This window comes from Pseudomonas fragariae (ex Marin et al. 2024) (assembly GCF_059621105.1).
The window spans coordinates 1216423-1238762 of record NZ_CM184369.1; the positions used below are offsets into that span (position 1 = coordinate 1216423).

At 61.0% G+C, this 22340-nt stretch carries 22 protein-coding genes and 1 riboswitch; of the genes, 10 read left to right on the plus strand and 12 right to left on the minus strand.

Features of this window, described 5'->3' with window-relative positions:
* Nucleotides 1-352: 352 nt before the first annotated feature.
* Together AC54XV_RS05505 and AC54XV_RS05510 are read right to left on the minus strand one after the other, a co-directional pair.
* Nucleotides 353-529, minus strand: a complete 177-nt coding sequence (locus AC54XV_RS05505) for a hypothetical protein (protein ID WP_154232346.1) — start codon at nucleotides 527-529, stop codon at nucleotides 353-355.
* 182 nt (nucleotides 530-711) lie between these two features.
* A complete protein-coding gene (locus AC54XV_RS05510) occupies nucleotides 712-945 on the minus strand; it encodes a hypothetical protein (RefSeq protein ID WP_004406900.1) in 234 nt (77 codons plus the stop codon).
* Between the two features lie 228 nt (nucleotides 946-1173).
* On the opposite strand from AC54XV_RS05510, the gene AC54XV_RS05515 reads away from it, so the two are divergent.
* Nucleotides 1174-1755, plus strand: coding sequence for a YajG family lipoprotein (locus tag AC54XV_RS05515; protein ID WP_004406899.1), 582 nt, complete (start codon nucleotides 1174-1176; stop codon nucleotides 1753-1755).
* 75 nt (nucleotides 1756-1830) lie between these two features.
* On the opposite strand, the gene AC54XV_RS05520 is transcribed toward AC54XV_RS05515, so the two are convergent.
* On the minus strand, nucleotides 1831-2037 hold the full coding sequence (locus AC54XV_RS05520) for a hypothetical protein (RefSeq protein ID WP_003346138.1): 207 nt from the start codon (nucleotides 2035-2037) through the stop codon (nucleotides 1831-1833).
* Nucleotides 2038-2296: 259 nt separating this feature from the next.
* The gene (locus AC54XV_RS05525) at nucleotides 2297-3463 is read right to left on the minus strand and encodes a 1-acyl-sn-glycerol-3-phosphate acyltransferase (RefSeq protein WP_003421706.1); all 1167 of its coding nucleotides are present in this window, start codon (nucleotides 3461-3463) and stop codon (nucleotides 2297-2299) included.
* Between the two features lie 103 nt (nucleotides 3464-3566).
* Here AC54XV_RS05525 and AC54XV_RS05530 point away from each other — a divergent pair, with 103 nt between their 5' ends.
* The 4 genes from AC54XV_RS05530 to AC54XV_RS05545 all read left to right on the plus strand — a co-directional run bounded on the left by AC54XV_RS05530 (nucleotide 3567) and on the right by AC54XV_RS05545 (nucleotide 5671).
* A complete protein-coding gene (locus AC54XV_RS05530) occupies nucleotides 3567-3749 on the plus strand; it encodes a CPXCG motif-containing cysteine-rich protein (protein ID WP_004406898.1) in 183 nt (60 codons plus the stop codon).
* Nucleotides 3749-4009 carry a putative signal transducing protein gene (locus AC54XV_RS05535; protein ID WP_003318203.1) on the plus strand — a complete coding sequence of 87 codons (261 nt, stop codon included), beginning with the start codon at nucleotides 3749-3751 and terminating at the stop codon, nucleotides 4007-4009. Before AC54XV_RS05530 ends, AC54XV_RS05535 begins: the two co-directional genes overlap by 1 nt.
* A gap of 29 nt (nucleotides 4010-4038) precedes the next feature.
* Nucleotides 4039-4668, plus strand: coding sequence for an SOS response-associated peptidase (locus AC54XV_RS05540; RefSeq protein ID WP_004406897.1), 630 nt, complete (start codon nucleotides 4039-4041; stop codon nucleotides 4666-4668).
* A gap of 184 nt (nucleotides 4669-4852) precedes the next feature.
* Entirely contained in the window at nucleotides 4853-5671 is an 819-nt protein-coding gene (locus tag AC54XV_RS05545) for a M48 family metallopeptidase (protein WP_004406896.1), read from the plus strand.
* 54 nt (nucleotides 5672-5725) lie between these two features.
* Here AC54XV_RS05545 and AC54XV_RS05550 read toward each other — a convergent pair whose 3' ends face one another.
* Nucleotides 5726-6310 carry a TMEM165/GDT1 family protein gene (locus AC54XV_RS05550; protein WP_003408669.1) on the minus strand — a complete coding sequence of 195 codons (585 nt, stop codon included), beginning with the start codon at nucleotides 6308-6310 and terminating at the stop codon, nucleotides 5726-5728.
* A gap of 69 nt (nucleotides 6311-6379) precedes the next feature.
* Nucleotides 6380-6518: riboswitch (yybP-ykoY riboswitch) on the minus strand.
* Between the two features lie 38 nt (nucleotides 6519-6556).
* The gene (locus tag AC54XV_RS05555; protein WP_058398343.1) at nucleotides 6557-7555 is read right to left on the minus strand and encodes a methyltransferase; all 999 of its coding nucleotides are present in this window, start codon (nucleotides 7553-7555) and stop codon (nucleotides 6557-6559) included.
* A 372-nt stretch (nucleotides 7556-7927) separates the two neighbouring features.
* On the opposite strand from AC54XV_RS05555, the gene AC54XV_RS05560 reads away from it, so the two are divergent.
* The 5 genes from AC54XV_RS05560 to AC54XV_RS05580 all read left to right on the plus strand — a co-directional run bounded on the left by AC54XV_RS05560 (nucleotide 7928) and on the right by AC54XV_RS05580 (nucleotide 16991).
* The gene (locus AC54XV_RS05560) at nucleotides 7928-8560 is read left to right on the plus strand and encodes a LysE family translocator (RefSeq protein WP_496718100.1); all 633 of its coding nucleotides are present in this window, start codon (nucleotides 7928-7930) and stop codon (nucleotides 8558-8560) included.
* Between the two features lie 169 nt (nucleotides 8561-8729).
* Nucleotides 8730-10412 (plus strand): fatty acid--CoA ligase, encoded by a 1683-nt coding sequence (locus AC54XV_RS05565; RefSeq protein WP_496718101.1) that lies wholly within the window; start codon nucleotides 8730-8732, stop codon nucleotides 10410-10412.
* 309 nt (nucleotides 10413-10721) lie between these two features.
* Nucleotides 10722-12659: a DUF1302 domain-containing protein gene (locus AC54XV_RS05570; protein ID WP_011266754.1), complete on the plus strand. Its 1938-nt coding sequence runs from the start codon at nucleotides 10722-10724 to the stop codon at nucleotides 12657-12659.
* 28 nt (nucleotides 12660-12687) lie between these two features.
* Nucleotides 12688-14052 (plus strand): DUF1329 domain-containing protein, encoded by a 1365-nt coding sequence (locus tag AC54XV_RS05575; RefSeq protein ID WP_024660938.1) that lies wholly within the window; start codon nucleotides 12688-12690, stop codon nucleotides 14050-14052.
* Between the two features lie 209 nt (nucleotides 14053-14261).
* A complete protein-coding gene (locus AC54XV_RS05580; protein WP_181004657.1) occupies nucleotides 14262-16991 on the plus strand; it encodes a winged helix-turn-helix domain-containing protein in 2730 nt (909 codons plus the stop codon).
* Nucleotides 16992-17015: 24 nt separating this feature from the next.
* On the opposite strand, the gene AC54XV_RS05585 is transcribed toward AC54XV_RS05580, so the two are convergent.
* The 6 genes from AC54XV_RS05585 to rutA form a co-directional block, all read right to left on the minus strand.
* Nucleotides 17016-18197 carry an HD-GYP domain-containing protein gene (locus AC54XV_RS05585; protein WP_148192974.1) on the minus strand — a complete coding sequence of 394 codons (1182 nt, stop codon included), beginning with the start codon at nucleotides 18195-18197 and terminating at the stop codon, nucleotides 17016-17018.
* A 256-nt stretch (nucleotides 18198-18453) separates the two neighbouring features.
* The gene (gene rutF / locus AC54XV_RS05590) at nucleotides 18454-18990 is read right to left on the minus strand and encodes an NADH-dependent FMN reductase RutF (RefSeq protein WP_011266758.1); all 537 of its coding nucleotides are present in this window, start codon (nucleotides 18988-18990) and stop codon (nucleotides 18454-18456) included.
* Nucleotides 18991-19016: 26 nt separating this feature from the next.
* Complete coding sequence (gene rutD, locus AC54XV_RS05595) at nucleotides 19017-19796, minus strand: pyrimidine utilization protein D (protein WP_057457499.1); 780 nt, start codon at nucleotides 19794-19796, stop codon at nucleotides 19017-19019.
* Nucleotides 19797-19837: 41 nt separating this feature from the next.
* Nucleotides 19838-20221 (minus strand): pyrimidine utilization protein C, encoded by a 384-nt coding sequence (rutC, locus tag AC54XV_RS05600; RefSeq protein WP_003408714.1) that lies wholly within the window; start codon nucleotides 20219-20221, stop codon nucleotides 19838-19840.
* A gap of 10 nt (nucleotides 20222-20231) precedes the next feature.
* Entirely contained in the window at nucleotides 20232-20969 is a 738-nt protein-coding gene (gene rutB, locus AC54XV_RS05605; protein WP_004406882.1) for a pyrimidine utilization protein B, read from the minus strand.
* Nucleotides 20969-22051 (minus strand): pyrimidine utilization protein A, encoded by a 1083-nt coding sequence (gene rutA / locus AC54XV_RS05610; RefSeq protein WP_054092400.1) that lies wholly within the window; start codon nucleotides 22049-22051, stop codon nucleotides 20969-20971. The genes rutB and rutA overlap by 1 nt, the downstream gene beginning before the upstream one ends.
* Between the last annotated feature and the right edge of the window lie 289 nt (nucleotides 22052-22340).

A 22340-nucleotide genomic window follows, 5' to 3' on the forward strand; every position in this document is an offset into this window, starting at 1 on the left:
CCAAAATCTGCAGCACCAAATTGACGGCATACGATCCTGAGGCTGGTTGCCAGGTGTTCGCGGGCTGGATCAACTCTCTACCCTCGCTTGCCTGGCCAGGATCGCCTGACCGATTCTTCGCAATTTTTCGCATCCAAAGCGCAGGTCCCGGTCAGGCCCGGTCATGGTTCATCAATGCTTCATGAACGCATTTCCAGGCCCGCGAGGCCATTCGACCATCGTCAGGGAGCCCCTTGTGCAACGGGCTCCTGTCGATGGCGTCAGGCTCCGGTCATGGAGGCGCGGCTGCGGTCAGTCCTGTTCAAGAGAGCCGGTTCAGACGCTGATGGTGCATTTACAAACGCGTACCTATTCATTTGCTCGCCACACTCTTGTGAAGTAGTGAAACCCGTTTTTCACGTCCTTTTGGGAACGCGAACCAAACCTCGAAATGGCTGCGATGACAGCGCTGGCAGGTCAGGCGCATAAAGAGTGAGGCGCTGGCCGGCGAGAAAGGTTCGATACGATTCGAGCATTCTTCACCTTTCATCGAGCACACTCGTGCGCAAATGACCTGTGTGGGCGGCTCTCTGTGGGCATTACGAAGGCGCTAATACGGCGATTAGCAGTGCTGCGAGGCCCGATCAGGAGACGTCCTTATAATCGGGGGGAGATTATAGCGATGAAATGGCAGGAATTGATCGCTTTAAATGACTTTTATTCGCTCCCCGGTCAGGCGGTGAGCAACTGGCCGCGCGGTGAGCGTTCGCTACGCTGCGTCACGCGGGCGCTGGCGGGCAGGGGCTGATTCAGCCAGCTGAGCCGTTGCTCGGTCACTTCGACCCATTCCACGCCGGTCGGACGTTGCGCGCAGTGTTTGAACGCACGGCAGACGCCTGCCTGATCGATACGCGCGTAGTGGCGATGCTGTGGGCGTGCAGTGAACAGAGACCGGAACAGATTCATGGCGCAGCTCCTGTGACTTTAATGAGCGTCTGGGCGATGGAGGCGAGTCTGCCGCGTGGATGTGACGCCCTGATTACACCGTGCTGGATGAATCTTGCCCTGCGTTGCTGCGTGAACCCCGATGCGTGTCGAATGTCCGAGGCTTAACGGTCAGTGGCCTCTGGTTAGCGGCTGTTACAGGCCGCTATACTGCGGCACATTCAGTGTCTGGCCCATGGAGAAATGAGCATGCTGCGTCGCATTTTGTTCGGTTTGCTTGCTGTAAGCAGTTTGACCCTGGTGGGCTGTGCCCACAGTCCGCAACAACTCAGCCCCACGCCCAAGCTCAACGCGCAGCTGGCGGCCGTAGGGCGTGGTCAGCCTGTGGTGGTGCGTGTCGTCGACGGCCGTCCTGGGCCGACGCTGGGTACGCGCGGTGGCATGTACCCGGAAACCAGCGCAATCAGCGTCAACGGTGCCGATATCGTTCCCAAGCTTCAGGCACAGGCTGAAGCGGCCGTGCGCCTGCTGGGCTTCACGCCAACCCAGAGCGGCAACGCTCCACAGCTGACCGTGACCCTGGCAGACTTGAAGTACCAGTCGCCGAAGGAAGGTCTGTACGTGACTGAAGCCACCATCAGCTCGACGTTCCGCGCTGACGTGCGCAATAACGGTCGCACCTACAGTGGTCGTTACGCCGCATCGCTGGACCAGCGTTTCGGTATGGCGCCGAACCAGGAAACCAACACCAAGCTGGTGAGCGACGTGTTGAGTGACGCGCTGACTCGCGTCTTCCAGGACCCGACCATCGGTTCGACCCTGTCGCAGTAAGCCTCTAACCGTCGCGATAAAAAAAGCCCGGCCCTTGTTGAAGGGGCCGGGCTTTTTGCTGTTCAGGGTTTGCTATCAGGCTGCCTGCTGGTAGAAGTCCAGGAAACTCAACCCCGTATCCTGATCCAGATCCGGCAAATCATGATGAACATGCCCGCCCAGTGCGCAGTAGACCAGCCAGTGGCGGTCCTGAACATTGAAGGCCAGGCCATCGATCAACTCCTGCTGCTCATCGCTTGGGGCAATGAGATAAAGGCGATCCTGATTTTTTGCATGCAGCATGACAAGCTCCAAAGAGAGGGAAGTCCGTTTCTCGAGGAGCCACACAATGCAGGCGAAGTATGACGCTGGGGTGACAGCGGCAGAGAATTGTCATGCAGAATGTTTCGGAGGGCGTATGACCACGCGGAGCCTGAGCAGGATGCGTGCTCGCCCGCACACCTATCGTTCCTCATGCTGACGCGCCCACGACCGGAGGCAAAGCGCCCGCAACGGCGTACCCACGCGGAGCATGGGTACGGTAGGCATTCTCGCGCAGGTCTTAAAGCGCCAGCCCTGCCTTGACGCGGTACTGGTTGCGCACCGGTGTCGCGTATTGCTGAATCATGTAGGGGCGGTGCTCGATCGGCGTGCCTGCCAGACGACTTTCCCACTCCTCCCTGGCACGTTCGAGTTCATCGGCCGGGAACAGGGCTTCAGCCTTCGGCACTTCAAGCGCCGGATCGGCATCGCTCCACTGTGCGTACGCCAGGTAATGCACCGGGAACAGCCGATAGCCGCCGAGAATCTGCCGGTCCATCTCGATGGCCAGTTGCTTGGTGTCCTCGAAGTGCTCGGTGATCGGCGGTGCAAAGTTCACATGCACACGGCCTTTATAGCCGGTGATCCCCAGAGCAATGCTCACGTCGTCTTCGCCTGGCGTCTTGGTGTAGGCGCCGGTTGTCGCACGAATGTACAGCTCGCGGGCCTTGGCGCTGTCGCACGGATCATACTCATAGCTGATCGACACCGGGATCAGGTTCAGCGAACGAATCACGTCGCCAAACGGCTCATCCTTGCGGCTCATGTGGAACATCTTGAGGATCGCCGACTCGGTACGGTCGTCACCGTCCTTGGCGCGGCCTTCGGCCTGAGCGATCCAGATCGACTGGCAGTCCTGGGTGATCGAGTGATTGATGTACGCCGACAGCAATTGATAAGCCGCCATCTTCTCGCGCCGCCCGGTGATCGAGCGATGCACGATGAAGCTCTTGTTCAGGCGCATCAGGTCGCTGACGAATGGCTTTTGCAGCAGGTTGTCGCCGATTGCGATGCGCGGAGTGGGCAGGCCTGCGTGGTACACGGCATAGTTGACGAACGCCGGGTCCATGACGATATCGCGATGGTTGGCCAGAAACAGGTAGGCGCAACCGGACTTCAGCTGTTCGACGCCGGTGTAGGTGACCCCGTCGGTGGCGCGTTCGATGGTGTGATCGACATAATATTCAACCTTGTCCTGCAGCGTGGCGACCGAGTCGATACCGGCAAATTCGCGGCGCAGCTTGCGTGCCAGGGTTGGCTGCAGCAGCCAGCCGAATGCGCCCGCCAGGCGGGGAAAGCGGAACCGGGTCAGAATGGCGAGAAAGGCTTTGTCGCTCAGCAGACGTGCCAATACGGCGGGGACTTCTGCATCGTTGTAAGGTCGGATGGCATCAAATTCGCCCATCATGCTCTCTTGTTTGAATCGAATAGGGTAAAAAGAAGACGGATTTGTTAAAACTGCCTTCTGAAGAATGGGTCAATTATACGCATAACTGATCCCGGAGACCGTGATGCAGGAATTACAGAGTTACGACTGCCCTTATTGCGGCGAACCTGTCGAAGCCGTACTGGATATTTCCGGCGGCGATCAACAGTACATTGAAGACTGTCCGGTCTGTTGCCGCCCGATCGTTTTCGACCTGCAGACCGACGGCGAAGACTGGAATCTGGATGTTCGCAGCGAGAACGAGTGATGCAGAAGATCTACGAGCCCGAGAACCTGATGGAGGCCGAGTTGCTGCTGGCAATGCTTGCCAGCGAAGGCATCAACGCGCATCTGGCCGGTCGTGATCTGCTTGGGGCGATGGGCGAGCTGCCGGGGCTGGGGCTTCTGGCCCTCAAGGTCGAAGATGCGCAGGTCGCTCGCGCACGAGCGTTGATCACTGCGTACAATAGCGCCTCGCCCCTGTCTGGCGATGAGCCGGACGACTTCCCCGATGTACTGGTGTGCTGAGCACCTTCAAACGAGTCTGATTAGCCCCCATGTGTGGACGCTATGCCCTGTTTCGCTGGACCCCTGCCTTTGCCGCCTTGCCCGGTTTCCCTGCCGATCAGCAGGCGCAATGGAATATTTCGCCAGCCGACTGGGTGTTGATCATGCGTGCCGCCGACAACGCGGAGGGCATCGAGCTGGTGCGCGCGCGCTGGGGCCTGACGCCGGCCTGGCTCACTGACCTGTCGAAAACGCCTGCCCATGCCCGCGCTGAAACGGTGGCCGAGCAGCCGATGTTTCGCGATGCCTTCACCCATCGCCGCTGTCTGCTCCCCGCCAACGGCTTTTACGAATGGCGCGGCACGGTACGCAAACGCCCGTTCTGGCTGACGCCGGGGGAGGGCGCCGCGCTGTTTTTCGCCGCGATCTGGGAAGCCTATCCGGTGCAGGGGCATACGTACCTGAGCGTCGCAGTGGTTACCCAGGCCGCGGCAACCCAGCGCCGGCCATTGATTCTGGACGCCAAGGGCCAGAAAGACTGGCTGGCCGCCGACACGCCGCTGCCGACCCTGCAAGCGTTGCTGGCTGCCCCGCAGACGGCGCTGCGCGAGCGGCCACTGGCCAATCTGGTCAATGATCCCAAGCTCAATGCCCCTGAGTGCCTTACGCCTCTGAGCTAGTCGGGCCAGGCAAAAAACGCCGAATCGGACAAATCCGATATCCGCGTTGAAGTACATCTGATACAAACTGGACACACCTGCGGGAACCATCAGCCCCTGTGCAAAGACCAAGATGCCAGCTGGCCGGTATCTGGCGCAGAGGTCTGCCCCGGGAATGACCGTTTCATACACTAGGAGATACACCATGCGTCCTTCATTTGCCTTCTGTGCCTTGAGCGCTGCGTTGCTGCTCGGCGGGTGTCAGGCAGTCAATACCACGAGTGGCGACTCGGTCGGTGTGGAGCGCAAACAGTACATGTTCAGCATGCTCTCGACGGATGAAGTCAACAAAATGTACGCCCAGTCCTACCAGCAGACCGTTGGCGAGGCGACCAGCAAAGGGGTACTGGACACCACCAGCGCAAATGCCAGGCGGGTTCATGCAATCGCCGATCGACTGATTGCCCAGGCGCCCAAATTGCGACCTGATTCGGCGCAGTGGCAGTGGGAAGTCAACCTGATCAAGAGCGACGAGCTGAACGCCAACTGTGGTCCTGGCGGCAAGATCATTGTCTACAGCGGCCTGATCGATACCCTCAAACTGACCGACGATGAAATCGCTGCGGTCATGGGCCACGAGATCGCCCATGCGTTGCGCGAGCACGGGCGTGAAGCGATGTCCAAGGCGTACGGTGTTTCGATGGCCAAGCAGGGCGCAGGCGCCTTGCTGGGATTGGGTCAGGACAGCCTGGCGTTGGCAGATACCGTGGTCAACTACAGCCTGACGCTGCCCAACAGCCGCAGTAACGAGAACGAAGCTGATCTGCTCGGTCTGGAACTGGCCGCACGCGCCGGTTACAACCCTAATGCAGCGATCACCCTGTGGCAGAAGATGACCCAGAACTCCGGTGGTTCGCAGCCTGAGTTCATGAGCACTCACCCGGCCTCGGAAAGTCGCATCGCCTCGTTGCAGGCTGCCATACCGAAAGTCATGCCGCTGTACCAGAAAGCCGCTAAATCCTGAGTGGATGAGTCGCCCGTAGCGTTGCGAGTGTTTTCGCAACGCTACGGGCCGGCATTACACCCAGCCGCTGACCTGCATTGCCTTGTAAACCGCCACCAGCGCCAGCACGAAGAACGCGCAGGCAGCCAGTCGGCGGATCAGGGTCAGCGGCAGCTTCTCGGCGGCGAAATTGCCCGCCAGCACCACCGGCACGTTGGCCAGCAGCATGCCCACCGTGGTGCCCAGAATGACCAGCCACAGGTAGGAATACTGCGCCGCCAGCATCACCGTGGCGATCTGCGTCTTGTCACCGATTTCAGCGATGAAGAACGTGATCAGCGTGGTCATGAACGGGCCGAACTTGCGTGCCGTGCTGGCTTCGTCGTCGTCCATCTTGTCCGGAACCAGTGTCCACAGCGCCGTGGCGGTAAAGCTGGCGGCGAGGATCCAGTGCAGCACTGCGTCTGACAGATAACTGCTGAACCACGCACCCACTGCGCCGGCGGCTGCATGGTTGGCGAGGGTTGCGGCAACGATGCCGGCAATGATCGGCCATGGCTTGCGAAAGCGCGCGGCGAGAACGAGCGCGAGCAACTGCGTCTTGTCACCGATTTCGGCGAGCGCGACCACTGCGGTAGGGACTAAGAATGATTCCAGCATCAGGCTTCCTGAGGGGCGGGTCGACACGGCTATGACACGTACGACCTCCCCGCCCCGGGTAAGGTGTTCGTGTCATAGGTCTTGTCAAACCACCGATCCGTCTGAGCGGATTCCGGGTCGCACGTACCATGGTCTGAGGACCAAGTATGTTGATACGTGCCGGACGAGCATGGCGCTCGTGGGAGACTACTCCCCTAGGACGGAGCGGATTCTGCCTCCGCGAAAACGTTTCGGCAAGTGCTTATTTCAGGGGCGTTTGGCGCTGTAGATTTTGAAACCGTTACCCTGAGCCCTGACTTCGCACTGCCCGACATGCTCCTCGATCAGCGGCTGATAACGCAGGAAGTTATTCGCGACCAGGCGCAGTTCGCCACCTGATTTAAGATGTTGGCGTGCTTTTCTCAGCAGGTTTTCCGTTGCCATGTAATCGGTATGAACCCCGACGTGGAACGGCGGATTGCTCAGAATCGTGTTCAAGCCCATCGGCGCTGCGTCGATGCCGTCACCGGTCAGCACCTGGGCTTGCAGGCCATTGGCGGCAAGGGTCAGGCGCGAACTGGCGGTGGCGAAGGCATCGACATCGAGCATGATGACTTCGTTATGCGGGTAACGACGCTTGATCGCCGCGCCCAGCACGCCGGCGCCGCAACCGAAATCGAGCAGGTTGCCGCTGGGCAGCTTGTCAATGTTTTCCAGCAACAAGGCTGAACCACGGTCGAGCCGGCCATGGCTGAACACACCGGGCAGGCTGACGACGGTGAGCGGGCCGTCCTGCAATTCGATCTGGTAGGGCCTGGCGAGGCTGTCCAGGCTGACGGCTTGCGGTGCGTGCTCGACGGTGACCTGCCACAGTTGGCAGTGGCGGGCGCTGTCCAGCTTGCGCGCGCGGCCGAACGGGCTCAGTTGCTTGGCAGCCGCTTCGATGCCACCACGTTTCTCGCCGACCAGAAACAGCTCGCGTCCGGCCAGTCGCGAGGCCAGTGCATTGAGCAGGTAGTCGGTCAGATCACGTGCCTTGGGCAGGAACAGCACGGCGGCTTCGAAGCCAGTCTGTGGCGTCTCGACGCCGAAATCCACGCGCCCTTCAAAACGCGCATCCAGGGCCGTCTGATCACCGGCGTGCCAGCACCAACCACGCGCGTCCGGCAGTTTTCCGAGCAGGTCATCGGCGGGCAGCCCGACCAACAACAGCGAGCCCTGAAACAGCTCGGCCTGACGGAGTAACACTTCACTGCGCGGGTCCATGGAATGGCTCCTGAAAAAGCGCGCAGTCTAACAGGATATGGGCCAAGAGGACGCAGAGCGTCCGGAACGGCATGCGACGCGGAGCGTCGCACGATAGTTGCGATGATCGTTCCGCACGCTCCAGCGTGGGAACGCAGTTCTCGACGCTCTGCGTCGTCACGAGGACGCGGAGCGTCGCACGATAGTGGGGTTATCGTTCCGTACGCTCCAGCGTGGGAACGCAGTTCGCGACGCTCTGCGTCGCCAGGAGGGCGCAGAACGTCGCACGATAGTTAGAGCACGCCCAGCGCCGCGCCAATGCCGGCATCTGTTGCGAAGACATCAGACAGCGTAATCTGCCGGGTCAGACGTCAACCCTCCAGGAGGTCCCACATGTACTGGGCAGAATTTCTTACCGTTGCGCTGATTCACTTGCTGGCGGTTGCCAGCCCCGGTCCGGATTTCGCGGTGGTGGTGCGTGAGAGCGTCACTCATGGGCGCAAAGCCGGGACCTGGGCGGCGTTGGGCGTCGGCTCGGCGATCTTTCTGCATGTGGGCTATTCGCTGCTGGGGATCGGGATTATCGTCTCCCAGTCCATCGTGCTATTCAACGCGCTGAAATGGGCAGCCGCGGCCTATCTGCTGTACATCGGCATCAAGGCGTTGCGCGCCAAGCCGGCCGCTGCAACGGGGGATACCGCCATCAAGGCCACTCCCGGCGAGCGCACGGCACGCGGTGCCTACATCAGCGGTTTCGTCACCAATGGCCTGAATCCCAAGGCGACGCTGTTCTTCCTCTCGCTGTTCACCGTGGTGATCAATCCGCACACGCCATTGCTGGTGCAGGGCGGTTACGGCGTGTACCTCGCATTGGCGACGGCGGCGTGGTTCTGTCTGGTGGCGCGACTGTTCAGCCAGGCCCGGGTGCGCGCAGGATTCGCGCGCATGGGGCACTGGTTCGACCGGGCCATGGGCGGCGTGCTGATCGCGCTGGGCATCAAACTGGCGCTGACCGAAGTGCGCTGAAACCTGAGTTCAGTACGCCGCTAACCGAGCACATGCAGCAGTCCGGACGCCCCTTGCAGACAGCGCGGGGCGTCTCGAAAAATCATCCCTTTTACTGATTTCACTGGCAGCCCGAGGCCCTAGAGTGCATATTTTCAGCACGCTTATGGACTTTGAAAAAGGGCTTCATATGTTACAGACTCGCGTTCTTCCGCCCGCCGATGGCGCGTATCAGTGCCCTCTGTTGATCAAGCGCCTGCTGCTGTCGGGCGGTCGTTATGAAAAGACGCGCGAAATCATCTACCGTGATTCGGTCCGCTACACCTACGCCACCCTCAACGAACGCATCTGTCGCCTCGCCAACGTACTGACAGCGGCGGGCGTGAAGGCTGGCGATACCGTGGCGGTGATGGACTGGGACAGCCACCGCTACCTGGAATGCATGTTCGCCATCCCGATGATTGGCGCGGTCATCCACACCGTCAATGTGCGACTTTCTCCCGAGCAGATCGCCTACACCATCAACCACGCCGATGACCGTCTGGTGCTGGTGAATAGCGAGTTCACGGGACTCTATCAGGCGATGTCCGGACACCTGAGCACGGTCGAGAAGACCCTGTTGCTGACGGATTTGCCAGACAAGAGCGCCGAGCTGCCCAACCTGGTGGGCGAGTACGAGACCCTGCTGGCGGCGGCCAGCCCCGAATACGTGTTCGAGGATTTCGACGAAAACTCGGTCGCCACCACGTTTTACACCACCGGCACCACAGGCAACCCCAAAGGGGTGTATTTCACCCACCGCCAACTGGTGCTGCACACCATGGGCGTGGCGACCATCATGGGCTGTATCGACAGCACCCGGCTGCTGGGCACCGATGACGTCTACATGCCCATCACACCGATGTTTCACGTGCACGCCTGGGGCATTCCCTATGCGGCAACCATGCTCGGTCTGAAACAGGTGTACCCCGGCCGCTACGATCCCGAGTTGCTGGTGGAGCTCTGGCGCAGGGAGAACGTCACCTTTTCCCATTGCGTGCCGACCATTCTGCAAATGCTGCTCAACGCCAAGTCTGCCCAGGGCGTCGATTTCGGTGGCTGGAAGATCATCATTGGCGGCAGTTCCCTGACTCGCAGCCTGTATCAGGCCGCCAAATCCCGCGGCATCCAGCTCACTGCCGCCTACGGCATGTCTGAAACCGGACCACTCATATCCGTAGCGCACATCAACGAAGAGTTGAAAGCCGGCAGTGAAGACGAGCGCATCACCTACCGGATCAAGGCCGGCGTGCCGGGAATGCTGGTGGAAGCCGCCATCATCGATCAGCAGGGCAACTTCCTCCCGGCCGACGGCGAAACCCAGGGAGAGCTGGTGTTGCGTGCGCCCTGGCTGACCGGAAGCTACTTTCGCGAGCCCGAAAAAGGCGCCGAGTTGTGGGCGGGCGGCTGGCTGCACACCGGCGATGTGGCGACGCTGGACGGCATGGGGTTCATCGACATTCGCGACCGCATCAAGGACGTGATCAAGACCGGTGGCGAATGGGTTTCCTCGCTGGAACTCGAGGACTTGTGCAGCCGCCATCCGGCAGTGCGCGAAGTGGCAGTGGTCGGCATCGCCGATCCGCAATGGGGAGAACGGCCGTTTGCCTTGCTGGTGATTCGCGATGGGCACCAGCTCGACGCTAAGGGTTTGAAGGAGCACCTCAAGCCGTTTGTTGAGCAAGGTCACATCAATAAGTGGGCGATTCCCAGCCAGATCGCGCTTGTTACCGAAATTCCCAAGACCAGCGTCGGCAAGCTGGACAAGAAACGCATGCGCCTGGACATCGTGGAGTGGCAAAGCAGCAACAGTGCCTTTCTCTCGACCCTCTGACACCTCGGGCATGGCGTATCCGTTGGCGACGGCACGTGTCTGCGCTGCAGGTCCTGCTCTGTGACTTGCCAAATTTGCAAATTACGCCATCCTCCCCGCCACATGTTTTTTGGCGGCTTCCCGGAAACGGTCGGTCCAGAGGCGTTGGTCGTGCAAATCACACTTTAGAGGGATCTAGCGTCAGAGCGTGCTGGCTATAGTCAGCACCGGGAATGGCAAGAACGGACCTGGCGCGTGTGTTGATTCGATGACTGATTCGTTTCTGGATTTCCCCACCGCCATAACAATAAAACACAAGGAGTAGCGTCGATGACAAGCACATCCCCCTTCTGGCGTCGGGCCAGGCTGCCTCTGGCCGTCAGCCTTGCCTCGTCGCTCGCCGGCCCGGCCTTTGCCGTGACCTTCAATGTCGGCGAGATCGAAGGCAGTTTCGACTCGTCGCTGTCAGTGGGGGCGAGCTGGTCGACTGCCAATCCCGACAAGAACCTGATCGGCGCCAACAACGGCGGGCGTGGTCTGTCGCAGACGTCCGATGACGGTCACTTGAACTTCAAGCGTGGGGAGACGTTTTCGAAGATCTTCAAGGGCATTCATGATTTGGAACTGAAGTACGGCGATACCGGTGTGTTCCTGCGCGGCAAATACTGGTACGACTTCGAACTCAAGGATGAAAACCGCGAGTTCAAGGACATCAGCGACTCGGGCCGCAAGGAGGGCGCCAAGTCGTCCGGGTTCCAGCTGCTCGACGCCTTCGTCTATCACAACTATTCGATTGCCGATCAGCCGGGCGCGGTGCGCTTCGGCAAACAGGTCATCAGTTGGGGGGAAAGTACCTTCATTCAGGGCGGCATCAACAGCGTCAACCCGGTCGATGTTTCGGCCTTCCGGCGACCCGGTTCGGAAATCAAGGAAGGCCTGATTCCGGTCAACATGTTCTACCTGTCCCAGAGCCTGACCGACAACCTGTCTGCCGAAGGTTTCTACCAGCTGGAATGGGACCAGACGGTCGTCGACAACTGCGGCACTTTCTTCTCGCAACCCGATGTGATTGCCGATGGCTGCAACAACAACCTCGCGGTCTTGCGCAGCCGCAGCGGCCTGAACAGCTCGCTGACGGCGGCCGGTCTGCCAGCCGGGGCGCGCGGTGCGGTGTTCAATTCGCTGTCGCAGCAGGGCGTGGTGTTCGGCAACCCGGATGAGGGCGCGGTGGTGCGCCGAGGCCCTGACCGCGATGCGCGCGACAGCGGCCAGTTCGGTTTTGCCTTGCGTTACAACTTCGAACCGCTGGACACCGAGTTCGGCGCGTACATGATGAATTACCACAGCCGTGCACCGATTTTCAGCGGGCGCGGCGGCTCGGCTGCTTCGTTCAGCCCGCAAGGGCTGGTCGGTTCGCTGGTGCGCAACGGCATTCCTGCCAGCACTGCCGCCGCGCTGGCCCCCAGCCTGCTGCCGGTGGTGGTGGCGGGCAACTCCAGTTACTACGTCGAATACCCCGAAGACATTCGTCTGTACGGCCTGAGCTTCTCGACCACGCTGCCCACCGGCACGGCGTGGAGCGGCGAGATCAGCTACCGCCCCAACGCGCCGATTCAGGTCAATACCACCGACATCCTCTATTCGGGCATTTCGCCGCTCAATCCCAACGTGTCGCTGCTCAGCGGGCAGCCGAATACGGATCAAGCCGGTTATCGCCGCAAAGAAATCACCCAGATGCAGACCACATTTACCCAGTTCTTCGATCAGGTCATGGGCGCCGAGCGTCTGACGGTGGTCGGTGAAGTGGGCTGGACGCACGTGGGCGGGCTCGAAAGCACCTCCAAAATCCGTTACGGCCGCGATCCGGTGTACGGCCCCGGGCCGCTGCCTGGCGGTCAGTGCGCAACGTTGAACGCCGGCACGCTGACCGGTGCCGAGCAGAACAACCTGACCCGCTATTGCGAAGACGACGGCTTTACCACGGCCAACTCCTGGGGTTACCGCGCCCGCGCCATCTGGGATTACAACAGCGTGTTCGCCGGGGTCAACCTCAAGCCGAGCGTGGCCTGGTCGCATGACGTCAAAGGCTATTCACCCGGCCCAGGCGGCAACTTCGAAGAGGGGCGCAAGGCGGTCAGCCTGGGGCTCGATGCCGAGTACCAGAACACCTACACCGCGAACCTTTCCTACACCAACTTCTTTGATGGCAAGTACACCACGGTCGATGACCGGGACTTCGTGGCGCTGAGCTTCGGCATGAACTTCTAAGAACATGGTTTTCAGGATGACGATGAACATGAAAATAACAAAAAATCTGTTGCAGGTCGGGGTTCTGGGTATGTCGCTGCTGGCGACGGGTGTGATGGCGGCGGTGTCCGAGTCCGAAGCGGCAAAGCTGGGCACCTCGCTGACGCCGATGGGCGCGGAAAAGGCCGGTAATGCGGCCAACACCATTCCGGCCTGGAGTCCGATGCCGAAGAACGCCGGGGCGGTGGACAGCAAGGGTTTCCTTGCCAACCCCTACGCCAGTGAAAAACCGCTGTTCATCATCACCGCGGCCAACGTCGAGCAGTACAAGGACAAGCTGGCGCCGGGCCAATACGCGATGTTCAAGCGTTACCCGGACAGTTACCGGATTCCGGTCTACCCGACCCATCGCGGTGCCACCGTGCCGGATGATGTGTTCGCCGCGATCAAAAAAAACGCCACCACCAGCAAGCTGGTCGGTGGCGGCAGTGGTCTGGAAAACTTCGATACGGCCATCCCGTTCCCGATCCCGGCCAGTGGCGTCGAGGTCATCTGGAACCACATCACCCGTTACCGGGGCGGCAGCGTCAAGCGTCTGGTCACCCAGGCCACGCCACAGCCCAACGGCTCCTACAGCCTGGTGTATTTCTCCGATCAGTTCGTGTTTCGCGACAAGATGAGGGATTTCGACCCGAAAAATCCGGGCAACGTGCTGTTCTACTTCAAGCAGGAAGTCACCGCTCCGGCGCGTCTGGCCGGTGGCGTGTTGCTGGTACATGAAACCCTGGACCAAGTGGCCGAACCGCGCTCGGCGTGGCTGTACAACGCCGGTCAGCGCCGCGTGCGTCGTGCGCCGCAGGTGTCCTACGACGGCCCCGGTACTGCCTCCGACGGCCTGCGCACCTCCGATAACCTTGACATGTACAACGGCGCGCCGGATCGCTATGACTGGAAACTGATCGGCAAGCAGGAAATGTACATCGCCGCCAACAGCCACAAGCTGGACGATCCGACGCTCAAGTACGCCGACATCATCAAGGCCGGCCATATCAACCAGGACCTGACCCGCTACGAGCTGCGCCGCGTCTGGCACGTGACCGCCACCCTCAAGGAAGGGCAGCGTCATATCTATGCCAAGCGTGACTTCTTCATCGATGAAGACACCTGGCAGGCCGCCGTCATCGACCATTACGACGGGCGTGGTCAGCTGTGGCGCGTGGCCGAGGCGCACTCGGAAAACTACTACGACAAGCAAGTGCCGTGGTACGCGGTAGAAACGCTGTATGACCTGCAATCGGGCCGCTACGTGGCGCTGGGCATGAAAAACGAAGAGAAGAAGGCCTACGAGTTCGGCTTCACGGCCGGCACCAGCGACTTCACCCCCAACGCGCTGCGTCAGGAAGGGGTTCGTTGATACCTGACCGATACACGTTGTAGCGCAGCGACTGCCTCGTGCGCCTGAAAAGCCCCTTGATCGGGGCTTTTTCGGTTGTGGAAAGGGGCCTTATAAGCTGTAGGAATTTTGTTACAGTCTTTTCGGTGATGGCCTTTTAAAAGTAGCGATTTACCCGCTAGTCTCCGAACACCGCGATGCCGAAACAACGATTCCTACACGAGCCGGCCATGACTGATCTGTCCCGAATGCAAGGGTTTGCAGACGGCGCGATTCCTGCGTTGGAAGGGCGGTTTTTCCGTCCACCTCTGCCTGAGGGTTATGTTCCCCGTTCGCGCCTGTGTCAGCGTCTCGATGCCGGGCTTGGCGGCCGACTGCTGCTGGTCTGCGCCCCGGCCGGGTTCGGCAAGAGTTCGCTGGCTGTCGAGTTCTGTCAGGGGTTGCCGGACAACTGGCAAAACGTATGGCTGGGTCTGAGCGCGCGGGACAGCGACCCGGGCCGTTTTCTCGAGCGTTTGCTGGCCAGCCTTCAACAGTTCTTCCCGCAACTGGGCGTGCAGGCGATGAGCCTGCTGAAGATGCGCCAGCGCCACCAGCCGTTTGCCTTCGAGGAGTGGCTCGACGGCCTGCTCGACGAGTTGGCCATGCACTTGATGCTGAGCAAGCCGCTGTTGCTGGTGCTCGATGACTATCATCTGGCCCAGGGGCCGGTACTCGATCGTTGCCTGCAGTTCCTTCTCAACCATTTGCCGGCCGGGCTGGTGGTCATGGTGACCAGCCGACAGCGCCCGGACTGGCATCTGGCACGCTTGCGTCTGACGCGGCAGTTGCTGGAAATCAACGAACAGGACCTGCGCCTCACGCACGCCGAATCCATGGCAGTGCTGGGGCGGCACAGCGGCTCGCTCGACAGCGAGGTGTTGCAAAGCCTGATTCAGCGCAGCGAAGGCTGGGTCGCCGGGCTGCGCTTCTGGTTGCTGGCGGCGTCCGAAGCCGGTGATGAAAGCGCCTTGCCCCAGACGCTGCGCGGCAGTGAGGTGCTGATTCGCGAGTACCTGCTGGAAGAAGTGATCGACTGCCTGCCGGCCGATGTTCAGGCGTTTCTCTACGACACCGCCTGCCTGGAGCGTTTTTGCGCCGAGCTGTGCGACGCCGCGCGGGATGGTCACGACAGCGCCGAGATGCTGGGTTATCTGCAGGCGCATCAGGTCTTTCTGGTGCCGCTGGACGAGCAGGGCCACTGGTTTCGCTATCACCATCTGTTTTCCGATCTGTTGCGCGCTCGGCAGGCGGCCGGTGCACCACCGACCCGCCTGCACCTGAATGCCTGCCGCTGGTTCAGCGCTCAGGGCCAACTCGACGAAGCGGTCGAGCAGGCGTTGCGCGCCGGGCATCTGGATGTGGCCGCCAATCTGGTGCAGAACCTCTCCGAAGAACAGCTGCTGGCCGAACAGAATGTCGGCATGCTGCTGCGCTGGAAGATGGACTTGCCGGACGACCTGCTGACCAGCACGCCACGCCTGATCGTGCTTTACGCCTGGGCGCTGGGGCTGGCCTGCCAGCTGGATGCCGCCGAAGAGCTGGCCAATCAACTGAGCCGCTTTCTGCCGGCACCCTCGGCAACCGCTCAGAAATCCATGCTCGCCCAATGGCTGGCGCTCAGCGGCATCATCGCCCGTGGCCGCGGAGACAGTGAAAAGACTCAACATTATTGCACCGAAGCCCTGCTGAGCCTGCCGGAAAAACGCTATGGCCAGCGGCTGGTGTGCCTGTCGACACTGGCCAACCTCGCGGTCGCCAACGGTGATCTGTGGCGCGCCCGCGTGTTGAATCGCGATGCGCTGGAGCTCGCCCAGCGGGTCGCCAATCCGTTGTTCGAGGCGCTGGCGCATTACGACCGCGCCAGAGTTCTGCAGGCGCGTGGCGAAATTCTTCGCGCGCTCGAGGAAGTGCGGCAGGGGCAGCAACGCCTCAAAGGCTTGTCCACCGTTCGGCTCTACGCGGTCCGCGCGCGCCTGATGCTGTATGAAGGCTACCTGCTGACCCTGCGTCTGCAGATGGACGAAGGGCGGGTGTTATTGCTGGCCGGTCTGGCCGAGGCGCGCGCCTGTCGCGACATCAGTGTGCTGATCGGTCATTGCGTGATCGCCACCATGGAAGGCTGTGCCGGGCGGTTTGCCGAAGCCTTCGCCGAACTCGCCGAGGCCGAACGGCTGATGCACATCTGGGACGTGCCGCCGATCTACTACCTAGCGATGATTACCTTGGTCAAATGCGAGCTGTGGCTGTTGCAGGGGCGCATGGACCTTGCCGAAGCGTGGCTGCTGCGCCTGACGCAGACCTACAACGGCGGTCTCGGTGCTGCGGCCCCCGAGTGCCATCCGCAACTGCCGCAACACATTGAGTTGCAGCGTGCCGTACTCGAACGACAGCAGGGTGACGGCGTTGCCTGCGAGCAGCGCTTGCAGGCGCTCGAGCGGCGCGCTCAGGAGGTGGGGGCAAAACTGCTTGGGCTGATCGCCATGAGCCAGCAGATCGGCTTGCTGCTGAGTCAGGCGCGACGCGACGAGGCGCGGGCATTGTTGCTGCGCAGCCTGCCCGCAGCGTCCGGCGGTGCATTGATGCCGTTCAAGGCGCTGCTGGGCGAGCACCCCGAGTGGCTGCATGAGCAACTTGTGCAACTGCCACCCTGCCGGGTTCAAGCTGCATTGCTGGAAAAGCTTCCGGCCTGTTGCACGCCGTCGCCCGAGGCGGCACATGGCGGCGATTGCCTCAGCGTGCGCGAACTGGGTGTGCTGCAACTGATTGCACAGGGCTGTTCCAATCAGGAAATCAGCGAGCAGCTGTTCATCTCCCTGCACACCGTCAAGACTCACGCCAGTCACATCAACAGCAAACTGGGGGTCGAGCGTCGCACTCAAGCGGTGGCGCGGGCCAAGACACTGGGCTTGCTGGGTTGACGTCAACGGCGTTCACCGGGGCACTCAGGCCGGGCTGCCCGCCCACAGCGTATCGACTTCTTCCAGCCCCCAATCGGTGGTTTTTTCGATTCTGGCGATCCTGTCCGGGTCGGAAGGGCAGTCCAGGTCGATGACTTGTGCGGCGAACGTCTTGCCGGTGCGCGCTGACATGAAAACCTTCACTTTCGGTTTCAACAGCGACGCTTGACCTTGTTCGACCACCACGCCGAGGCGCCCGCTTTCCAGGCGTACCAGTGTGCCGATCGGGTAAATACCCACGGTCTTGACGAAGCTTTGAAACACCACGTCGTCAAAATGTCCCTGCCACGACGCCATCTCGCGAATCGAATGGGCAACGCCCCAGCCCTTTTTGTAGGGGCGGTCGGAGGTGATGGCGTCATACACGTCGCAGACCGCGCCCATGCGCGCGAAGATGCTGATCTGGTCGCCTTTCAGGCCGTGCGGGTAGCCCGAGCCGTCGACCTTTTCGTGGTGATGCAGGCAGACGTCAATCACCGACGCGGCCACGGGCTGCGTGTCCATGAGGATCTTCACGCCCAGTTCGGGGTGGGCCTTCATGATCTCGAATTCGTCGCGGGTCAGGCGACCCGGTTTGTTGAGCACCGCCGGGGCAATCATCATTTTGCCGACATCGTGCATCAGCCCGGCCACGCCAGCCTCACGGACCTGATCGTCAGGCATGCCCATGCGTTTGGCCAGCGCGACCATCAACGCGCAGACCGCCACCGAGTGCATGTAGGTGTACTCGTCGGACGTTTTCAGGCGTGACAGGCTGATCAGCGCGTGCGGATGGCGCAGGATCGAGTTGGAGATTTCCTCCACCAGCAACTGCACATTGTCGACATCCATGGCCCGGCCCATGCGCGCTTCGGTAAACATGCACATGACCGCATCCCTGGCCCGTCCGCAGATCAGCCTGGCGCGCAGCATTTCCTTTTCGAGGCTGGCCGGCGTTGTATCGTCGCTGGCCGATGGCGCTGAGGCCCGGGGGGCCAAGACGCGGCTTTTGCCGGTTTCGATCCAGACTTCTTTGGTACCTGATTGCTGAATGCGCTCGAGCACTTCAACGTCATCGAGCATGACTTCGACCAGGCCTATCCAGAATGGGTCATTGGTCCAGCGGCGGCAGATCTTATGGATGTACATGCCCAAGGCAAGATCAGCCACCGGTATTTTCTTCAGCATGCTCAGCCACCTGCGTGCGTAGGCATGCCAGGTGGCGGGTAAGCGCAACGAGCATACGATTGACTGCTGGCGGCTATCAGCAGAATGCAGGCGCTGTTGATCGACATGACTTCACCTCGTTGACTGCAAGGATTGTTCTGATCTCACAGTGCCAGTATACGGAGCTGTCGCAAAAAATCATGTCTATTTGGTACATTCCGGCGGGCTCATTCTGGCTGGTTCATTCTGCAAGTCTGCCAGTCAACCGGCAAAGCCCTCAGGCCGCTGGCGTTTCGCTCGGCAGGTGATGATAGCGACGGCCGAAGTAGACCAATGCATCTGCGCCGCTCTGATGCCTGATATCCACCACCTCGCAGAACAGAATGTCATGTGTGCCGACGCTGACTGACTGGCTCACTTTGCAGTCGAGCGCCAGTTTTGCACTGTCCAGGACCGGTGCGCCGGTCACGCCGGCCTCCCACTGCCCGCCGGCAAAGCGCTCCTGCTGGGAGCTCTTGCCGCCGAACAGGTTGGACAAGTCCTGCTGACCGTTGCCCAGCGTATTCACGCACAACGTGCCGTTCTCGATGAAGGCGTCATACACCGACGCACTGCGGTTGATACAGACCAGCAGCGTCGGCGGTTGATCCGTCACGCTGCACACGGCGGTCGCGGTAAAGCCGGCGCGTCCGCCAGGGCCGTCGGTGGTGATGAGGTTGACGGCGGCGGCCAGGCCGGACATCGCATCGCGAAACGCCAGCTGGCTGACAGCGGCGATGGGCAGAATGGCGGGAGTTGCAGAGGAGGTAGGCATTGGAAGAGTCCTTTCAGGGTTGTGTGTCAGGGTTGTGTGCTGAGAAAAGCACGCAGGGCGCGTTGGAAGGGCAGTGGATCGGTAATGTTCGAGGCATGGCCGCCATATTCCAGCAGCACCAGCGTTGCATTCGGCAGGGCGTTGGCCAGGTGCCGGGATTGCTGCCAGGGCACCAGCATGTCGTCGCGGTTGGCAATCAGCAGGGTCGGGGTGTGAATGCGTGAAAGCTCGGCCGCCACGTCAAAGGTTTCCAGCGCATGGATGCGCCGCAGCAGGTTGTCGGTGTCGGGGAAATGCGCCAGAGCGTGGGCTTCGTCGTCGGCCAGCCGCGGGCCGTTGGCGGCGATCCAGTCTGCCGGGTAGAGGAACAGCGCCTGAGCCTGTACGTAGGCCTCCGGTCCGCTGTTCAACAGCAGTTTTTTGCGCACTGAAAAGCAGCGCGCGCTGTGCGGGTTCGGACTGCTCCAGGCATTGATCAGTACCTGGCTTTGCAGCAGTTCCGGGCGCAGCAGGGCCAGTTCCAGACCCACCAGGCCGCCCAGTGCATGGCCCATGAAATGGCAGCGCTGGATATCGAGTGAGTCGAGCAGGGCCAGCAACTCGATAGCCATGTGCCGGATCGAGTAATCCGCCGGCAACACCGCAGGGCTGCGCCCGGTTCCGGCATGGTCATAGACGAGCACGCGGTAGTCGCGGGTCAGCAGTGCCAGGTCATCCGCCCAATAGCGGCCAGACCCGCCCAGCCCGGAACTGAGCACCAGGGTCGGTGCATCGGCATGCTGGCAGGCATGAAACTCATGGAACATGGGTTTTCTCCGGGTGGGCGTCAACTGCCCACGGTCGCGATTCAGCCGATGTGGGCGATGCTGGCGATTTCGATCAGCGCCTCGGGTTTGACCAGGCCGCACTGGATGCAGTAACGGGCTGGCTTCTCGCCCGCGAAATACTCGGCATACACCTCGTTGACCTTGGCGTAGTCGGCCCAGTCACGAATCATGATCATGTTGAAGGTGACATCGTCCAGCGTCCCGCCCGCGGTCTCGACCACACTTTTGATGGCTTCCAGCACGTGACGGGTCTGCGCAGTGGCGTCGCCGACGTGTACCACGTTGTTGTCCTTGTCGAACGGCAGCGTGCCCGAGACATAGAGCACGCCGTCGGCCATGGAGCCCGGTACGAACGGCGCGATGGGTTTGCTGGTGCCGGCAGGGATGATCGCTTTCTTGGTCATGCTGGTGTCCTCACGAAGGTTGCCCGACAGGGCTGAAAGTGGTGCAGAAGTCATCGACGCTGGAAACCCAGCCAAAGAAGGTTTCGATGTTGAACAGCGCGGCTTGCTGAGCGAATTCGGGGCCTGCCTGATGGGTCGCGTCAGCCAGCACCACGCCGAAATATTCCAGGTGAAAGCCGTCGCGCAGGGTCGACTCGACACAGACATTGGTGGCGATGCCGGTGAACACCAGATTGCGAATGCCGCGGCTGCGCAGCACGCTGTCGAAACTGGAGTTGAAGAAGCCGCTGTAGCGGATTTTTGGCACCACGATGTCGCCAGGCTGTGGCGTCAGTTCGTCTACCAGCTGGTAATCCCAACCGCCCTTGGCGAGCAGTTGCCCTTCGAGTTCCGGGCGCTTGCGCATGGTTTTCAGGGCGTTGGACTTGTGCCAGTTCGGTGAGCCGGGGCCTCCGGCTTCGACATAGGCCGGGTCCCAGCCATTCTGGAAAAAGATCACCGGAATGCCTGCTGCACGCGCGGCGGTACAGGCCTTGTTGATATTGGCGATAACCGGCCCGGTGCTGCTGACATCGAACCCGGCCAGGTCCAGATACCCACCGAGCGAGGCGTAGGCGTTCTGCATGTCGACCACCACCAGTGCGGTTTCGCCGGGTTTCATGCGCAGCGGCTCGGGACGGGCGGGCAGCTCGCGGGCGGGCTGCAGGTCCGGCAGGTCAACGCCTGCGACGGTTGTCGGGGTTGTCATCAGACCACCTCCCTGAGCTGCGCGATGTGCTTGCGGCTGGTCATCAGTGGCTGGATCTTCTCGCCGAAATCCTCGACCCCTTTGACGAAATCATCGAACGTCAGCATTACGCCCTGAGTCCCCGGCACACTGGCCACCTCGTCGAGCATTCTCGCCACCGTGGCCCACGAGCCCACCAGCGTGCCCATGTTGATGTTGACCGCCGAGGTCGGGTCGGCCATCTGTCGCAGGTTGGAGCCGGCACTTTTATCCGCCGAGCCTTTTTCGCTCAGCCAGGCAATGGCTTCTTCGTCGGCACCGTCCTTGATGTGCTCCCAGCGAGCGCGTGCGGCTTCGTCGGTATCGTCGGCGATGATCATGAACAGCACGCAGGAGGTGACATTGCGGCCGGTCTTTTCATTGGCTTCGAGCAGTTTCTGTGCGGTTGGCGCGAAGGCCGTGGGCGTGTTGACGCCTTTGCCGAAGCAGAAGTTGTAGTCGGCGTATTGCGCCGAGAACGCCATGCCCGCTTCACTTTGACCGGCGCAGATCAGCTTCATGTCGGCCTGTGGGCGAGGGCTGACGCGGCAGTCCTGCATGCTGAAATGTTCGCCCTTGAAGTCGCTGCTGCCGGTGGCCCACAGGTCGCGCAGAACCTGAGCGTACTCGGCCAGGTATTCATAGCGGGTGTGGAAGAACTCGTCGCCCGGCCACAGCCCCATCTGCTCGTATTCCGGCTTCTGCCAGCCGGTGACGAGGTTGATCCCGAAGCGGCCATTGGAGATCGAGTCGATGGTCGAGGCCATGCGCGCGGCAATGGCGGGCGGGATGGTCAGGGTGGCAACGGTGGCGAACAGCTGGATCCGGCTGGTGACTGCGGCCAGGCCGGCCATCAGCGTGAACGACTCCAGGTTGTGTTCCCAGAACTGCGTCTTGCCGCCGAAGCCACGCAGTTTGATCATCGACAGCGCAAAGTCGAAGCCATAGCCCTCGGCCTTCTGCACGATCTGTTTGTTCAGCTCGAAGGTCGGCATGTACTGCGGAGCATTGCTGGAAATCAGCCAGCCGTTATTGCCGATGGGGATGAAGATTCCAATGTCCATATGAGGCCTCTCTGCGTGGGTCGATGCGTGCCAAAGCGCGACTGGCGGCACTTGAATCGCCTTTCAATCGTCTCTCAATAAGCTTTTGCATTAAGCGGGCCATAAATTTTTATTGTTTTTATTCAATAGCTTGTGAATTTTTACTGTTTGTTTCAGACCATTTGGTCCGAATCAGAGCGCTTGGTTTGTGCGCGGCGCACGCAGATGGGGCAGGGCGGACGGCGCAGGCAATCCGTATCGACAAAACAGCTGCGCCCGTTAAGATGCCCGCTCATTTCGGCATCACTGG

Excerpts from the sequence above, each read along its gene's own strand:
- AC54XV_RS05505 (WP_154232346.1), bottom strand. The coding sequence starts at position 529 with ATGAAAGGTGAAGAATGCTCGAATCGTATCGAACCTTTCTCGCCGGCC.
- AC54XV_RS05510 (WP_004406900.1), bottom strand. The coding sequence starts at position 945 with ATGAATCTGTTCCGGTCTCTGTTCACTGCACGCCCACAGCATCGCCAC.
- AC54XV_RS05515 (WP_004406899.1), top strand. The coding sequence starts at position 1,174 with ATGCTGCGTCGCATTTTGTTCGGTTTGCTTGCTGTAAGCAGTTTGACC.
- AC54XV_RS05520 (WP_003346138.1), bottom strand. The coding sequence starts at position 2,037 with ATGCTGCATGCAAAAAATCAGGATCGCCTTTATCTCATTGCCCCAAGC.
- AC54XV_RS05525 (WP_003421706.1), bottom strand. The coding sequence starts at position 3,463 with ATGATGGGCGAATTTGATGCCATCCGACCTTACAACGATGCAGAAGTC.
- AC54XV_RS05530 (WP_004406898.1), top strand. The coding sequence starts at position 3,567 with ATGCAGGAATTACAGAGTTACGACTGCCCTTATTGCGGCGAACCTGTC.
- AC54XV_RS05535 (WP_003318203.1), top strand. The coding sequence starts at position 3,749 with ATGCAGAAGATCTACGAGCCCGAGAACCTGATGGAGGCCGAGTTGCTG.
- AC54XV_RS05540 (WP_004406897.1), top strand. The coding sequence starts at position 4,039 with ATGTGTGGACGCTATGCCCTGTTTCGCTGGACCCCTGCCTTTGCCGCC.
- AC54XV_RS05545 (WP_004406896.1), top strand. The coding sequence starts at position 4,853 with ATGCGTCCTTCATTTGCCTTCTGTGCCTTGAGCGCTGCGTTGCTGCTC.
- AC54XV_RS05550 (WP_003408669.1), bottom strand. The coding sequence starts at position 6,310 with ATGCTGGAATCATTCTTAGTCCCTACCGCAGTGGTCGCGCTCGCCGAA.
- AC54XV_RS05555 (WP_058398343.1), bottom strand. The coding sequence starts at position 7,555 with ATGGACCCGCGCAGTGAAGTGTTACTCCGTCAGGCCGAGCTGTTTCAG.
- AC54XV_RS05560 (WP_496718100.1), top strand. The coding sequence starts at position 7,928 with ATGTACTGGGCAGAATTTCTTACCGTTGCGCTGATTCACTTGCTGGCG.
- AC54XV_RS05565 (WP_496718101.1), top strand. The coding sequence starts at position 8,730 with ATGTTACAGACTCGCGTTCTTCCGCCCGCCGATGGCGCGTATCAGTGC.
- AC54XV_RS05570 (WP_011266754.1), top strand. The coding sequence starts at position 10,722 with ATGACAAGCACATCCCCCTTCTGGCGTCGGGCCAGGCTGCCTCTGGCC.
- AC54XV_RS05575 (WP_024660938.1), top strand. The coding sequence starts at position 12,688 with ATGAAAATAACAAAAAATCTGTTGCAGGTCGGGGTTCTGGGTATGTCG.
- AC54XV_RS05580 (WP_181004657.1), top strand. The coding sequence starts at position 14,262 with ATGACTGATCTGTCCCGAATGCAAGGGTTTGCAGACGGCGCGATTCCT.
- AC54XV_RS05585 (WP_148192974.1), bottom strand. The coding sequence starts at position 18,197 with ATGCTGAAGAAAATACCGGTGGCTGATCTTGCCTTGGGCATGTACATC.
- rutF (WP_011266758.1), bottom strand. The coding sequence starts at position 18,990 with ATGCCTACCTCCTCTGCAACTCCCGCCATTCTGCCCATCGCCGCTGTC.
- rutD (WP_057457499.1), bottom strand. The coding sequence starts at position 19,796 with ATGTTCCATGAGTTTCATGCCTGCCAGCATGCCGATGCACCGACCCTG.
- rutC (WP_003408714.1), bottom strand. The coding sequence starts at position 20,221 with ATGACCAAGAAAGCGATCATCCCTGCCGGCACCAGCAAACCCATCGCG.
- rutB (WP_004406882.1), bottom strand. The coding sequence starts at position 20,969 with ATGACAACCCCGACAACCGTCGCAGGCGTTGACCTGCCGGACCTGCAG.
- rutA (WP_054092400.1), bottom strand. The coding sequence starts at position 22,051 with ATGGACATTGGAATCTTCATCCCCATCGGCAATAACGGCTGGCTGATT.